2 protein-coding genes are annotated in these 18336 nt (G+C 36.9%); both read right to left on the bottom strand.

Translation table 11 applies throughout. From position 1 onward, the window contains the following. Window positions 1-9977 (bottom strand): autotransporter-associated N-terminal domain-containing protein (locus NK213_RS07505; RefSeq protein WP_253348289.1); only part of this gene is annotated, 9977 nt, incomplete at its 3' end. Between the two features lie 1000 nt (window positions 9978-10977). Next, the gene (locus tag NK213_RS07500; RefSeq protein ID WP_253348288.1) at window positions 10978-17817 is read right to left on the bottom strand and encodes an autotransporter domain-containing protein; all 6840 of its coding nucleotides are present in this window, start codon (window positions 17815-17817) and stop codon (window positions 10978-10980) included. Window positions 17818-18336: the final 519 nt, after the last annotated feature.

Genomic DNA, 18336 nt, shown 5'->3' with positions numbered 1-18336 from the left:
TTTTTAAGCATTTGTGCATAAGGTATTCTTGTAAGTGTAAGAACATAACTGTTCAGGTCTTTGTCAAAATACTTTTCTGCAAGAAAAGATACTGACTGTGATGTTAATCTTATTGTTTCCGTAGTCGGGTTATGCAGTCCGCCGAGAAGCTGTACATGATACATATCATAGTTATTTCCCAGTGTTGCTCCCGGACTAAGTATAATATGACCTGTTCCTGATATTCCGCCTACATTTATAGTTCCTGTTTTTCCTGGTGTTGTCTCCAGAAGGATATTATCAGTAAAATTAACTGTCCCTGTTATTTCTATTTTCCCTGTATTATTTATTGTAATTCCGTTTATTGTGGCAGTAGGCCCGTCTATAACTATATCCCCGATATTGGCAAGTGTTCCGCCTCCGTCAAGTACCACAGTCCCGCCTGAACTTATTGTAATTCCGGCAGTATTCACAAACGAACTTCCCATTCCTACAAATACGCCTATTCTTCCTGCTCCGTTTACATTTATCTGACCAGTATTTGTAAGTGTAGCGCCTTTTTCGATATATACTCCCTGTGCATTACTGCCATTTACGTTTATTATACCATCATTTATCAAATGTGCTTCATTTGTACCTACGATACCTTTTGCTCCTGTACCGTCTACATTTATAATTCCGTTTACGTCATTATATACAGTTGCCCCGTTTGTACCGAGCATTCCATAAGCCTTTAATCCTGTCACATCTATAGTCCCGTAGTTTTCGGCTCTTCCTGACGGTCCGAAAGTAATTGTCCCGTCGGGGTGTTTTACTTCCACACCGCTGGCAAACATACCTACTCCGGCTTCATTCCCCACTGTTATCAAGGCTCCCGGAGAATTTACTATTTTTCCTGTTTCTGTTGCCATTCCCACAGAGAATTTCCCTGCTGCCACATCTGATTTCCCTACAGTTATCACACTGTTATTTGTCATTATTCCAGACTGCCCGTACATTCCAACACTGTAATCCGTTAATGTCAGAGCTGTATTTGTCGTACCGTTTCCGGCTTTACTGTAAATATATGTAGTTCCTTCACCTGTAGACAGAAGTGTACTGTTATTTATTATATTTCCGCTTTCAGACGCCAGAATTACAGAATCTGATCCCGCACTTACAGTTCCTGAAATATGATTTATATCTGCTGTTCCTGAAGTAAATATTCCCGCTGACTTATCATTCCCCACAGTTATATTATTGTAGTTATTTACCAGACCGTTATCAGAATAGATACCGTTTGATGTATCTCCTAAAACTATAGTTCCTCTGTTTTCTACCATTGAACCTTTGGCAAATATCCCTGTTCCTTTTTGACCGCCGTTATTTGTAAGCAGTCCTCCTGCTTTATTCTCGATCAAAGATGTAATATTCTCACCGTAAATTCCCACAGCTTCATTTCCAAATTCTATTATTCCTTCATTTATAATATTATCTGAATTAAGTCCGAAAATCCCCACTCCTGATTTGCTGTTTGCAGAATCTCCGTCTCCAATTTTTATTATTTTTCCGCTGCTGTTCTTTAACTGGGCTATTCCTTCACCATACATCCCTACACTTGCTGCTCCTGATAAATCAATAGTTCCGGAATTTTCTATCCATGTTACGGCAGAATTTTTAGATGCTATTCCTTTTGCACCGTATGCCGCTGATATAATACTTCCGTCAAGCTTTATATTTCCCCCGTTTTCTCCGTATATTCCCGTTGAACCTATACCTAAATTTATTGTTCTTGACAATGGTGAAACTACATTTGTAAAATCAGCAAGGTATATACCTACAGCTTCATTGCCTACTGTTATATCATGAAGTGTATTATTCAGCTGTCCGCCGTTTTGAAGCATTATTGCTACAGACTTATTACCTGTTGTTATATTATTTCCGCCGAAATCAATTACACTTGCCGCTCCGTCTATCAAAGCTCCGTATCTTTCATCTCCGAGACTTATTGCACCAATTTGATAATTAATTTTCGCTCCGTTTGCTACTGCGAGCAGTGTAGAGTTTTTACCAATGCTGCTTATACCATTTACTGTCATTTCCCCGTTTATTCCGTCAGCATAATAAGCCACTGATTTTTCACCTATATTAACTTCACCTGTTGTAATTCCATCTGCATCTTTTACATACATTCCTATAGATCCGTCGCCGCTCAGGTTTATTTTCCCTTTATTTTCAATGTATGCTTTATCCAGTCCTGTCATTGCTACTGCATTTAGTGTTGTTGAATTTATAATACCAGTTGTATCATTTAATATTGTTGACGGTACCAGAGCCAGACTTTCACCTGTTGCCTGAAGTCCAGTTTTTCCTGTTGCTATTGTTGTCTGATTTACAAGACTTCCTCCAGAAGCTACTATTACATTGGCGTAATTAATATTTGTTCCTCCGCCTGTAAAAGTCATATTTCCGCCTTCAAGATAGGCAAATATCCCGTCCTCGGTATTAGTTACCGTTCCTCCTGCTACATTGAGGACTCCGCCTGATTCCACATAGAATCCTATATTATTTGTCCCGCCTATTTTGATTTCTCCGCCGGCAGTAAGATTAAACTGGCTCCCTGCCTTAGTATAGACTCCTATTCCCTGATCAGCTGCTGTACTTGTTCCTTTTAGATCTAATTTACCGGAATATGTAATATCAGTTCCGCTTTCCTGATAAATCCCTATTCCTCCTGAACCGGTCATATCTATACCAGCTGTGATTGTTCCTGTTCCAAATGATGATGAAGCAAGAATTCCTATTGCCCTGTATTTATTCAGGCTGTCATCATATACTCCGCCTTTCAGCTCCATTGTCCCAGTGTAACTCACTGCATTTTTCAGATATATTCCTATTCCGCCGTCTATATCGAATTCATATCCTGCTGATCCTGATATATCTCCGCCGTTTACATAGACACCTATCTTATCGTGTTTTCCGTTTATTCCTGCTATTTTCCCAATACCTGTTACTGCTGACCCCGCTTCTGTTACTATACCCACAGAATTGCTCCCAGCCAATGATAATAACTTTTTATTTTCCACGGTTGTGGTTGATACAGGTCCTTTTACAAAGATTCCTATACCATTCTGCGATACTTCCTGATCTGCATTATTTACAAGAGTTATATCCTGTGCATAAATATTAATCAGATTATTATTTCCCGCATGCTGTTTTATTGTTACTTTATTTTCCTGAGTTCCCCCGTCATAGAATATTCCCACACCTTTATTTGATCCGTGTGAGTATGCTGTTTCCAGAGTTCCTGCACTTATCGCCGTATCTTTATCAGCATATACCCCTGTTCCTTTTTCTCCAAGTGTAATTAACCCTGTATAACTGCTGTCTATATTTATATTTCCATTCATGGAATATATTGCAGTACCTTCTTTACCTACAGTTATATCTCCTGATTTTAGTTCCAGAACAGATTTATCTGTATTCAAAGCACTGTTCCCCAGTATTATTGCATTTGACTGGTCACCTGTAAGCGATATATTTGTTCCGTTCAGTAATACACCAGCCTTATCATAAGCCATTACACCTGACAGATTATTCGCAGTACCGTTTATTGTTCCGCCTGCATTAAGGTTTATCTGTGTTCCTGTATCTTTGGCATATATTCCTATACCGTTATTTATAGTTATAATTCCTGTATGATCAGCTATTGTTGATGAAGATGCCAGACTGCTGTCTTTTTCAGCATATAATCCTACATAATTTGATGTTATATTTCCTTTGTTTTCTGCGAGACCATTTTTTATATAAATTCCTACACTTCCCGGATTAGTCCCCGCAGCAGCAATAGTGGCATTTATATGTCCTGTTGTATCATTTATAAAGTTCCCCTGATTTGTTACATATACTCCCATAGAGCCGTTCTGTGCTGCATTTCCTCCGGCAGTTGAATTTATTGTACTTGTATTAGTCAGTTTGGCTTTATCATCAAGAATGATTCCTACTGCTTCTTTACTGTTAACATTTATCAACCCTGCATTAGAAGAATTTGTTGCTGTTATTCCGTCTGACTTCAGATAAAGACCGTATGCGCTGTCTGCATTTACAGTTACTGCACCGCTGTTCACGAGATTAGTATCTTTAAAATAGCCTCCGATACCTTTTGAATTTGCACTTATTGTTATATTTCCCGTATTTGTCAGGCTGTTAACTTTTTCTGCATATACCCCTATTGTTTCTTTATTCAGATTTATACCGTCATTTGTCAGGGTAATATTCACACCGTTATTTAAAGCTCCGGTATTTTCAGCATAAAATACACCTATTGGTCTCAAAGGATTCCCTGAACCATCAGTTGCTGTCCCTGTACTAAGCACAGTTATATTTCCCGCCAGTGCCTGAGCACCATTTTTCAGATATGCTCCTATTGCCGGTGTAGATAATGCTGTTGATTTCAATGTAAATCCGCCGTTAAATGCATTAACGGAATTTCCCAGTGTTGAAGCACCGTCAACATAAATACCTATGCCATTTTCACTGACTTTTGTCACTGATGAAACTGACGAAACGTTTATATTCTGACCCTTTGCATATACTCCTAACGGAATATTCGAATCTGTCAGAGGATCTGAAGCTGTTACATTTATTCTTCCCGAAGACAGATTTATATGACCTGTATCTCCGGCATTTGCTGTATCTTTTATTTCAGAATATATCCCTATATTTTTCAAACCGTTTACTTCTATCGTTCCGCTGTTTGTAATAAGAAAATTATCTGCTGCGGCATCATTTGATGTTACTGCATATATTCCTATATTTTGTGCAGCTGTGGTATTCTCCACTGACAATAAACCTGTTCCCTTATTTTCAAATCTGGAATTTAGCGAATACACCCCTATATTATTTTTATTTACTCTGATTATACCTGTTGATTCATTGGCAGTATCAGAATTTTTTAAATATACTCCTGTTTTTCTCAGAATTTCTCCGGGCAATGCCCCGGGTGTATTAGAATCAGCTAATTCTATTATCCCTCTGTTATCAAGTCTTGCTTTACCCTCAAGATACACTCCTATACCTTCTTCACCTGTTACTTCAAGCTTATTGCTTACTCCTGATGAAGTTATAAGAACATCTCTGTTATATGTTCCGTTTAAAGCTCCGGCATAGATACCGATACCATTGTCACCTGTTACTTTTATCTTATTATCTGCTGTTTCTACACGCCCTTCATCTGACAAAATCCCGATTCCGTTATCTTTTACTTCTATATTTCCTGTATTTATTGTGTAAATATTCTTTCCGTAAATTCCGTAATCATAATTACCCACTGAAATATTTCCGTTATTATACAGTTTTGTGATATTAGAAGCATTTGTCTCAGTTCCTGCCGCATAAATTCCCACAAGTGCATTATTATCATCAGATATTGCTCCTGCTGCCTGTAATACAAGATTCAGATTATTTGTTACTATTTCACCAACTTTGCCTGTATAATAAATTCCTGTCCCGTATTTTGGTGCTGTTGTTATTCCCAGATCGTTATAGTCGTAATTAACAGTCAGAACATCAGATGCACCGGCAGTGCTTACAGTGCTGTTTCCTGACAGATTCAGCGCCACACTTTCTCTGCCCATTTCCACAGTATAATTTCCGTCGAATTTCACATCAGAATAATCTGCTGATATCACAAATGAAGTTTCACCAACTTTTATATCCGGCCCGCTCACTCCTGTTTTATGTTTTAGTGTAAGAGTTCCTCCTTCTGTTATTCCTGCTGCTGCTTTTACTTTTATTCCCACACTTTCATTACCCAGAATTATTGCGTTACCTTCATTATATATTTTTACTCTGCTTCTTGCACCGCCTGTGTTATTTTCCGCGAATATTCCCGTTGCATTTGAAGCTGGTGTTGTTCCTGCTGAATATATATTTAATGTACCTCTGTTTATAATATCTACCAATGGCAGAGATGCCATCGCCGGATTTGAAGTGTTATCAGTCCCGTAATTTTCCGCAGTATCTACAGTACCGTCAGCTTTTACCTTTCTTGTAACACCTACCAGTCCTATTCCGCCCAGACCATTATTTGTTTTTGTAGAAACTTCCACTATTCCGTCGTTTATTATCTGACTTCCGTTTACTCCGTAAGCTCCCACACCTTTATCTACTTTTATCAAACCTGTATTTGTATTATTTATATGTCCGAAACTAACATAAACACCAACATTTTCTTTAGCTCCCGAACCTGTTACAGTAGGATCTTTTATATCCACAGTTCCTCTTATTGTGTAGCCTGTCTCACTATTGCTGGCCGCACTTGTATTGGAAGCCATTTTCAGTCCGTTTCCTTTATCAATTGACTCTGCGGTTACACCCGAAGATACAATTACTTTTGATCTTTCTATTGTTATATCATTGAATTTATCCGGTGTTCCTCCCAGATCATCAGAGGCATAATCCAGATTTACATCTCCGTTTATATTTACTATTGCCCCGTCTAAAGAAGACTTAAACCAAAAACCATTATCATTTATAGTTGCATTTCCTACTCTTGTCTTCAGACTGTTCAGATATGTGGAAATATTTGAACCTGTCCAGTTGATCGTTCTGTCTGTATCGCTTTCACTTGAATTATACTGGAAATATCCCAGATTTATGCCATTATCTCTTAGATTTACAGTTACATTATTCATTCCGAGATATCTTCCCGAAGTTCCGTTAAAATCATCTTTTGATCCGTAAAAAGCTATCCCCTTATACATTTCAAACGTTGTTGCACCTTTAAAATCTATGGTAGATACTGTTGTCCCTGCTTTAGCATCAGAATAAAAAGCTACTTTATCGTCTATCTTATGAGTAATTGTTCCTCCGCCAAATTCGACTTTTCCGCCTTTTTGGGCAACAAGACCTCCGTTTTCCCCTGTATTTATGACACTGTTTGTTCCCTGAACTTTTATTACGGCTTTATCTCCTTTAGCAAAAGCTCCTACTCCGTTAACAGTAAGGTTTCCTGTAGCTGTTACAAGAACACTTCCTGTACCCTTTGTAAGTTCGTCATTTGACATACTTAAAGCTGCTATTCCCACGTTGCTGTTACTTCCGTCATTTTTGTTAGCTGCCGAACCAAGTCCTGTTGCGCTCACATTTCCAAGAGTAATTGTTGTAGACGCCTGGCTTCCCGCACCTGTATTATTAGCTAACACTGTACTGCCTGCAGCAAGGTCATTTGCTCCGTATGCGAAAGCACCTATAGAACTATGCCCTGTCATGCTTACATTTTTACCTGTTATTTTTCCTCCGTTTTTAGCAAAAAAACTTATTGCTTCATAACTAGACATGGAAACATCATTACTTACATTTATTGTAGAATTAAAGTCGACTATATTTTTTTGTCCTGTCTGGCTTTCACCTCTACCGTATGCTTCCTTGTTATATACTCCCCCTGTAAGTGCTTTTCTCGGATTAAACCATACGCCCTCTGTATAGAACATAATTGTCCCTGTTGCTCTATCTGTTCCTGTTCCTGCATTATCCAGTATTGCAGAACCTTTATTTACATTAACCACACTTCCGTTTTTGGCTATAATTCCTATTCCCCTTTCGGAAAATTTACCAAATTCCAGATTGAAATTCGTTACGCTTAAGTCTTTTATCGGATCACTTGTCAGATACTGATATCCTATTTGTGTGTTATTGTTTATTCCCACAAGATTAGGAGTGACAGATTTATCAATTTTAAAATCCAGTGTGGCAGGAAAATATTCCTGATAAGCAGTATTAACTGTATTATTCATTCCGGCTCTCTGACCTGACGACACATAAAGTGCTACGTTATCTTCACTTTTTGTATTGCTGTTTCCGCTTATATTCCCTGTTCCTGTCTGTGCAGTTCCGCCTTTTCCGTCTATATCTGTCCCCAGTTTTACATTTACATTAATATTCCCCTGAAATATCCCGTTTGCATCTGGTCTTGTATTATGCGACGCTAGGTAAAAACCTACGTTTTTATCTCCCTGAAGTTTTACGGTTCCCAGATCAAGAGATGGTTTCAGCCCTGTAGCCCACTGTGTTCTGTCAGGAACATAACCTGCTACCCATATTCCTACGTTTCCGCTTCCTGTATACTCTACATCTCCGCCTGTATTCTTTACATTGACATTTCCCATTACAGGTGCAAACATATAGTATTTCTCAGAATTTATATCATAGACTTTAGGATCAGTTGTCCCGGGTAACGGTACCATTTGAGAATACCCAAGCCATCTGTGCATCTCTGACGGCGCTACATAAAATATGGTATTCTTGCTTCTGTCTGCCACAAGTTTTGTTCCGCCGAAATCCACTGCTGTGCTGCTTGCTGTATTATCAAGATAACTGGCTCCCCATGTCGTTCCATTTCTTCCATCATTAGACTGCCAGTATAAATGTGCATTAGGATAAACCTGTGTTGTCAAAAGACTGTTTGAATCTCCTGTTATATTTATATCCACATTTGTAAATTTTACGTTATAGGCACTTCTTATACTAAGCTGTCCTATTATTGTTCTTCCTTTCAGCTCTATTCCCACTCTGTTCATCTGAATTGAGCCTGTCTGTGCAAATAGTGCAGTGGAATATGACTGAGAACCTCCTACTATTATATCCATGTCCTCTACTATAGGTGATCCCTGAAAAATCCATGATTGTTGATATCTTGATGTACTGAATCCCTGCAAAGCATCATTATCAACTGCCGAAACCCATTCATTAGCCACATTAGACGGAAATGCCGCCGGGCTCACTACTACTGTAGGATATGGTATTGCACCATACTGGTTTGTCGGTTTTCCTCCAGCCGCAGCATTGCTCAGCTGGATATCAGTATATCTGTTATTTACTACTCCTAAAGAGTCTGTAACAGCATAAATTTTACTTGTCGTATTCTTTCCATGCCCTCTTATTGTTCCGCCAATATTAAACATAGGCTGGCTGTTTATTCCTCTTTGCGACGGTGCTGGTGATCCCTGTTCCCATGCCAGTATTTTTCTGTCAAAATTGTTTCTTCCTACAATAAAAGAGAAACCTCCCAGCCAGTCACCTCTTCCTCTGGTAAAAGCTTCAAAGCTTGGAGCCGGAGGAGAAACAGGAGCTGTTACTGTTGGTGTAGGAACCTTTATTTTAGGCGGTACCTGCGGAGCCACACTTAAATTCGGAGGCGTAAACGAAATAACAGGCTGGTTTACTGTGCTTATCACAGGACCGCTTACTTCATCCACAGATACATTTATATTAGGCGATATTGTACTTATGCTTACATCATTCGGCGAGTTCAATGTAACTGCCGGTACTGCCCCGGTAATAGTCGGAGCTGCCACACTTATGGAAATAGTCCCTATATTTACAGGCGTTAACGTTATCGCCGGTGCTCCCGGTACTACAGGTACATTAATACTCGGCAGATCCACCTGCGGTGACAGAGGAGTTGTTACTTCCGACACTTTTATCGTAGGAATTATTGTAAACTGTGCTGTATTATCATAGACTGATGTATTAACAGTCCATGCATTTCCGTTTCCGTCTCCTGTGTTAGTTTCAGTAATCCATCCTGTAGTTCCGCCGCTGCGCAGGCTCGACAGCCCGAAGAAACTTCTCAAAACTGCTCGGTCTATATCCTGTACAGTATCTTTTCTGTCGCCGTATTTCCACTCTTTACTCTGTCCGTCCATATCCTTATATCCGAACAATGTCGAAAATATATAGCTTTCCCATGGAGATTTTATTACCTGATCTCCTTCTTTTTCCAGACGTTCCAGTTCTAATCTGCTGTATTTCAGATTTTTTTTGTTTTCATTACGCAATTTCGTTATCTTTTTTTGCAGATTTTCTGCTACTTTTCCCATATCGGGATTTTCATTTGCGCTTAAAATTTTACCTGTCATCAGAAAAATCAATGGCAGGCTTTTTGAAAACTTTACCCTTTTATTCCTCTTAAGACATGATTTCAACTGTCTTTCAGTATATCCAAGTATATTTTTCATCTTTCACCTTCCTGTACACATTTTCTCATTACCTTTTTCAACATATTATCAGCCCGATCAAAATTAAGCCGTTTAATTAACAGCCGTTTCACAAGCAAAGAAAATATACCGAAATATTCTTAAAACCTCTTTTTATTAAATTCAAAATAAATAATTAATATGTGAATTTTGTTATAATTTTTGTTATAAATTTAAGAATACATAATTATTTATAACTAAAATTCTGCTTATTGTCAAGTGATTATTCACTCGTATGATCTTTTCCTTATTTTAATTTTACTAATTTACTTATTTCCTCATTTGTTTTTTTTGACAGCTTACTCCTGATATTTTCCCGTCACTAAAAGAATCTCTCACTGTTGTTTATCGCTTTTCTGTTTAAAAAAATATCACCTCCTATAAAATTAAATTTTATTCTGATTATTCCGGGAAATTATTTTCAAAATAAAATAGTCGCATTTATTTAATAATACGACTGAAATAATCATGTATAACTCTCTATTTCTAAGTATCAAATCAAAACTTATGCATAGTCATTACCTATTTTCAATTTTTAAAAAAATATATATTATTACTGTACTATAATCATTATATAATTTTCGTATTATTAAATTTATACGAATATTATGTCATACATTAACTTTATCAAAACATATAATTTTTAATTTACATTAAATAACATAACCTATTTGAACAATAAAAAATATAAATATTCTGAATCAAACCCCGGATATTTGTACTACATATTTGAAATTCTATGACCCACAGAATATTTCAATAAAAATATATATTTTACAACCAATAAATTATAACATAATTTTTTTTTAAAAACAATGTAAAATAATCAAAAAATTTCATATCCTTGTAAGTAAAAAATCTGTTATTTGACTTTTAGAAATAAATACTTTTTATAAATACGGCAAACAGAACCTCTTTCTGCTATTCCAAAAATACTGGCAATAACAAAACAAAGGTTCTGTTTTTTTTATAACTGTTTCAATTAAAATACTGCTTTAAATACTACACCTGCTCTGTAGTCATTTTCCTTATCATTTCCCTTTGAATACTCTCCTGTGAGGAATATTCCATATCTGTCCTCTACCTCTACCCCTATTGATGCTCTCGTTCTGAATATCCCTTCTTCATCCTGCGGTTTTGATAAATTATGATATCCGTCTTCTATTGCTACCAGCCTTGCTTTCTCTCTTTCGTTCAGATCAGCAAGTTCATATTCATAAGCCAGATCCAACACACCTTTCAGCTGCCATGCCGTATTTGCTCCAAGCGGTACCGCACCTTTTAATTCCACTCCTGCTCTAGGCTTAACGCTCCATGCGTCATTTCCTTCTACTTCCAGTGCTTCCAGACCTTTTTCACTAAATGCCGGTCTTGTTACATACATTGCTTTAAATGCTCCATATGGCATTATACTTGCTTTTTTCCCGAGTCCGAATTCTTTGCCAAGTATATTGTCACTTGTTATACTGTACGTCTCGTAAGTACCGTTCATTTCTGATCTTCCAAGAGGAGACGGCCAGTCTATGTTTCTGTCAATATTATGGAAGCTCACTCTTCCTGTAAGATCATTTCTTAACTGCCAGTCATTTGCTTTATATTTATTATGCACTCCGAGCTGTATTGTGTCCACCCATTCTTCACTGCTGTTACCGTCATTAAATTCAAATCCTGTATGCAGATATCCCAATGAATAACCAAATGTATGTCTGTATGTTCTCTCTACTTCACGTAAAGCCAATGCCCCTGTAGTGCTATAGTCATAACTTGTTACACCGTCTGTTTCTTCTTTATTTTTACCTTTTCCTGCTATTATATTTACTTTTACATTTTCTTTTGTATTATTTACTGAATTCTGCATTAAGTGTAATGAATTTTCAAGTGCATTTGCTATATCATTCTCTCTCTGATTTATGTTAGCATACACATTTCCTGCAAGACTTCCCATTATATTTCTAAAACTCTGTTCGTCTGCTATATACCCGGTTTTATTGTATATTGCTATCCCGTCCCCTGTTGCAGTAGCATAATTTTTTTCTAATGCTGTTCCAAAATCTTCAAACCATAAGCCGTCAGTAAAATCAGTAAACGACTTTCTTGACATATATATGTCAGCACCTGTTGCAGTTACTTTCGGAGTTGCTTCCCATAATAACGAACCGCTTACAAAATCATATCTACCCGCTGTTGCCTGTATCAACCCTTCCAGCTTATACACATCTGCATTTGTCCCATCTGCATAACCCGGCATTATTACTATAGGGTTTGATGTTAATATTTCATCTGCTATCAATGATGTCCCGGATACCACGAAATCATAATCAGGGTCACTTGACGGCTGCCTTGTGCTGATATCTGTTTTAATTAATATCTGAATTCCGTTCAGAGCAAGTACTCCGTCAGTTTTTATTATTCCTGCATTTATAAGCGTAGGCAATGCATATGTATTTCCAGTCCCCTGAATCACATTATCCGCTACTCCGTTTATAGTAGCAGTTCCTCCTCCTACACTGTGGGAAGTATTATCAGGTTCTGCCGATACAAATGCCTGACCGTTTCCTGAAATATTAATTATTCCTGTGTTTGTAATTATTGTTCCTGCATTACCATACATTCCTATAGTTTCATTACCTGTTATATTTATCGTTCCGTGGTTTGTTATATATGAATTAGCCCCTTTTCCTGCCATTCCTATTGCATTATCACCTGTTACATTAATTACTCCGCCGAGTTCATTGGTAACTGTTCCGCCTTCAGTAAACATTCCCACTGAATAATCCCCGTTTGTTGTTACCGTACCGAAGTTGCTTCCTGTTCCGCCTTTAGCTACTATTCCGTATCCTCCGTAACCAGCTGAAACTGTTGCTCCATTGTGGTTTATAATTGCAGCATTTTCTCCGTATATTCCTACTGCGTATTTACTCTTGTCAGTATCTACTGCGCCTTTTGAAAATACAAGATCAGAACCGCCTACAGATACTGTTCCGTAGTTATCAACTGTTCCGCCGTAATTATAGATTCCTACGTTATTATTTCCTGCGATCCCTGTTATAGTACCGTTATTAGTCATTACAGCACCGCCGACATTGTTTGAATCCTTATCCAGATAGAATCCTACATTATCTGTTCCTGTCATTGTGAGGTTTCCTGTATTTGTTACTGCTGTTCCCTGCTGGCTGTACATAAATACTGAATCTGTACCTATAGTACTGTTTGTCCCTGTATTATTTGCAAATGATCCGCCTTTTAGTATAAATCCGTAATTATGATCACCTACAGTAAAATTTGTTGAACTTGTTACTGCAGAAAATACACCGTATACACCCACTGCTCCGTTTGTTCCAATATTAAATGCCGAACTTCCGCCTAAATTAACCGTACCGTTCATTGTGTAGATTCCTACACCTGAATCACCTGTATTTACTACGCCGTTATTATTAACTATTCCGTTGCTGCTGTATATCCCTATTGAATTTGCTCCTGATGTTACAGTTCCTGAATTTGTTATTGTATCTCCGGCTGTTTCACTGTATATTCCTATTGCGGGATCCAGTGCATTTGCAGAAGCACCGACTTTTATCACTGCTCCTGTATCATTATTTATTGCTGCAGAGACAGCTCCTTTTGAATATATCCCGATTGATTTGTCACCGCCTAAATCAATTATTCCGCTGTTTGTGACATTCATTACTGTTGCAGCATTATTATCAGCAAATAATCCCACTGTTCCGGTTCCTGTACTTATGATATTTCCTGTTGCTGTATTGATTATACTTACTCCGTCTTTTAGATATATCCCCTGAGAACCTGTTCCCAGATTTATCGTTCCATTGTTTTCAGCGCTGGAACCTGTTCCCGAAGTCATTACCCCTGCTGATGCATTGGCGACAGTTATTGTCCCTCTGTTGATTAATCTTGAGCCGTTTTTACCATATAGACCTACTGAACTGTCTCCCAAAGTTATGATTCCGTTGTTATCACCGTCTGTTCCTGCTGTCATTCCCGCCGGAAGTATTCCTGTATACTGTCCGTCAAGGGCTACAGCAGCTACATTAGTGGAACCTGAAGCGGAAGTTATTGCAGAGCCGTCCAGATATATTGCAGAATTTTTTCCTGTTACCAGTGTTCCATTTGATGCAAGGTTACTGTTTCCTGTATATTTAAATGCTCCTCCTACTATATTCCCCAGAGTATATGATGATCCCGCAGTAATAGCTCCCACATTAAAGTTATTAGAAATCGTTCCGCTCGAATTCATATTAAATAATACTATATTTTGCCCGCTTATATTGACATTCCCTGTCCCTGTAAAACTTGTTGTTCCGTCAAGATAGAGTCCTAGTGCATTATCACCATATAAATTAATTGTAGCTCCTGTTAATGCTACATTACTGTCTTTGGCATAAAGAGCCACGCCGTTTTTACCTACAGTTATTATTGATCCTGTATCTGTTATTGTTCCTTTGTTTACATACACTCCTACTGCGTTTTCAGAATCGCTTACATCTACAGTTCCATTAGATAAATTAAGTTTAGAGTCACTAACAGCTGCTCCTGAATTATTATTAAGATATATTCCTATTGCATTAGCTCCCGTTCCTGACTTTATGAGTCCGCTATTCTTTATATCAAGTTTCCCGTCTCCAAAAACCTGTGCTGTTCCTTGTTTATATCCCTCTGCGAATATCCCTACTCCATTTTTACCTATATTTATCACTGTCCCTACTGCTGTATCTACTTTAGTGCCGTTTACTGCATAAATTCCTATTGAATTATCCCCTGTTGTATTTATCTTTCCTGTTCCATTATTATAAATTTCTCCATTGCTTGTATACATCCCTATTGAATTTGCTCCTCCAAGAGAAATTATTCCGTTATTATTTGTCAAAGTTACAGTTGATCTTACTAATGGCATTGATGTAAGGTCAAGTCCGTTTTCCTGTGCCATTCCAGTTTGACCTGCGGTAGTTCCCGTTATGTTAAATCCGTTATTTGTTATTTTTGAAGTCACTATTTCTAAATTATTATAATCATCTGTTGCTGAATCCAGATTTATTGCTTTATCTATTGTCAAATCACTCTGATATAACATAAATGTTTTATATGAACTTCCATTTATTATCGGTGCATTTGTCACAGAACCCATTGATATATTTGTACTTGATAGATTCATTGCCACATTATCCACAATAAACAGTCTCGAACCAGCATCCATATTAAGTGTCAAATTTCCCAAGCTTGCGTTGTATCTATTTGTAAAATATGTAGAAATATCAGTTGAATTAAATGTTCCATATGCTGTAGGGGACTTATAGTAAAATGCTGTTCCTCTGTCAGTTGCATTTGCAGCTCCAGTTATTTTGGCAGTAGTTGGTGATGTTATCTCTATTTTCCCTGTATTATCAAGGTAAAACATTAATGATTTTTGCCCTGTTTCTATATAGTTACCAGCATATTTAATAGTACCGTTATTAATAGCAGTCATTGCAAATGCACCATCCAGTGCTTTTATACTTGAACCTGTATTTTGTAATGTAACTGTCGAATTATCAGCATAAACAGCTATTGACTCCTTACCATAAACATCCGCTGTTATTAATCCCGTACTTGTTAATGATGAATTTCCCATTGCACCTATTACTACTGAACCCGTTTTTACATTTGATGAATCTGTATATACTCCTCCATTTGTAAGAGTTATCTTTCCGCTGATTGTTGCCTGTGCATTACTGTCAACAATTATTCCCTTTGCTCCGTTGCTTCCAGAGATTGTAATATCACCAGCACTTGTTATTTTAGCTTTTTTTTCTCCAAAAATAGCTGTCGATAAATCAGAATTTGTTATCATTATCGGAATATAACTTTCTATCTCTGATTGTGTTGATGCTGGAGTTCCTGTTGCTCCTGCATATATTGCTATATTGTTTATTCCGGTTTTTGAAGTACCTCCGTCTATTTTCATTCTGTTTGCTGTATCCGTACCGTCTAAAATTACTTTCCCCTTAACTATTGATACCAGTGTGGCTCTTTTTGCATATTCCAGAGCATCAAGCTGTGCATGCATTATTTTATAATCTTTCATTGTTCCGCTTGAATTATTGAAATACAAAGCTGTTGCTTCTTCTACCAATGCTGTGCTGTTTCCTAATATTGCAGTATCATTTGAATCTGCATCACTTGGATTAGATTTTTCACCTATTTTTATATTAAATACTGAATCCTGAACCTGAGCTCTTTCATAATTAACTACAGGTGCTGGTGAAGCCCCTGCTCCGGATGCTGCGTTTGTATTAAAGTTATATGTAAATGCAGCTCCGACACTTTTGTCCCCGTTCAAATTTAAAGCATTTTCAAATCTAACCCATGATCTTGTGTATTCTCTTGCAAATACCGCACCCATAGATTTTGTACCGTTAAGTTCTATTGTTCCTCTGTTCTCAAAATATGTTCCACCATAGCTAGTACTATCTTCAGAAGCAAAATTCATCAATGTATCTCCAGTTCCGTTAAGATAAATTTTCCCTCCTGATTCATTTTTAAAATATAAATATCTGTTTAATGTCCCAGTGGCAGCTATTGTAACAAATACATATCTATTCTTTGCTGCATAAGTTTTTGTACTACCATCATACAAAGTAGTATACGATGTGCTATTATCTGCTGTTAATGTTCCATTATCAAATACCATTCCTGAGTCTCCGCCGCTGCCGCCGCTGTGATATTGAACATCATACAAAATTGCACCTTCTCCTTTCAAAGTAACATTTGTATTGTTCAAATCCCATATAGAACTTCCGTAATTATTATGAGAATCTGTATGAAAAAGTGCGAGGTTACTTGTTCCTGACAGCCTTAATCCTGTCAAATCCATATTTGTAATAGGTATATATTCTCCACCTACCAGAAGCATACTGCCAAATGAAGTTGTTCCGCTGAATGTGTAACCATTTTCTGTATGTTCAGCTCCTGATTTATTCGTATGCCCTGACATATAACCTTGTAACGTTGTATTATTGATATATTGATTTACTGTTGATCCACTTGGAAACAATGTTTCAAAAACACCTCTTCCTCCTCCGGCACCTACCATAGATTGTTGGCTTATCGGTGCATTATTTCCACTTACGCCAAACCATGTGTTATCTCCATTTCCGCTTCCCGGAAATGATAAACTTATAGGATTCACGGAAATAGGTGTTGGAGCAGTTAAATCCGGAGCTAGCGGCTGAAATTCTATTACACTTACTTGTGGAATTGTCACACCTGATGGTACAGCAAAATTATAGGTGATAGGATTAACCTTTATTTCCCCTGTTGGCGCCAACACCAGATCCAAAGGCTCCTTAGTCATCCCTTTCATAGGAATACTGACCCCTAAATTTATATTTTTAGGCTGCTGCAAAGCCTGATAAGGTTTACCGTCCATCCCGTTTATTGAACCGCTTGTTGTCACATAATTCCCGTCTTCATCATAGTATCCCGATATCTGTGAATGATATCTTGCATTTTCCTTTGTGTTATCTACACCTTTTCCATGCTCTTCATAAAATGCACCGGCAAAAATCTGCCATTCCAGATATTCCGGTTTTACAATATAATCACTCTGCAGATACAAATTTTTTAATTCTTTATTTCTCTGATTCAGTGCTTTTTCTATAAGTTCATAATTTTTCCCGTTTGATTTTCCCTGTTCCAGATTTTTTGTCATATTATTATATAATCTGTCATAATTTAATGTTGCTGTATTGCCTGCACCTGCAGCATATCCTGGTAGTGCTGCATTCAGTGCTAGAAATGATAATAATAATTTTTTACTTCTTTTCATTTTTCCTCCTTGATCCACTATTAAAGTTATAATTTTTATTGTCTTTAAATTTATTCCCCCTTATCTTTTTTCTATATCTTTCAACATCCCAAAATTACACTTTTTTATTATTTTCTCTTCATTATAAAATCTTTCAATACATTCCGGTAAGTCCGGTAAGACAAATAAATGAAAAACTACAATACCTTATTTACACCTCCTTATTTTTATATAACTAAAATTTTACAATATCTTTTTATCTTCTGCCGATATTCTAACAAAATCATAATTTGTATGCATTTTAAATAATAGCTGAAAATATTAGAAAATCTCACTTTTCTAATATAAATTCTATATATCTATAAAACAAATCAACTTAAATGTTCTTACTAAAACTCCCTTACATTTTTTAACATAGCCGCATATAATAATTCTTATAAAATTTACAGACTATTAAAAAAAATCCTGTCAGAAAATTTTTATATTAGATTTTATTAATTGACAAAATTTTTACTTATCAAATTAAAAATATACAAACAA

The organism is Sebaldella sp. S0638, assembly GCF_024158605.1.
In the GTDB taxonomy this organism is placed as follows: Bacteria; Fusobacteriota; Fusobacteriia; order Fusobacteriales; family Leptotrichiaceae; genus Sebaldella.
Note: the sequence above shows the minus strand (reverse complement) of the source record. Positions and strands in the feature narration are given on the sequence as shown.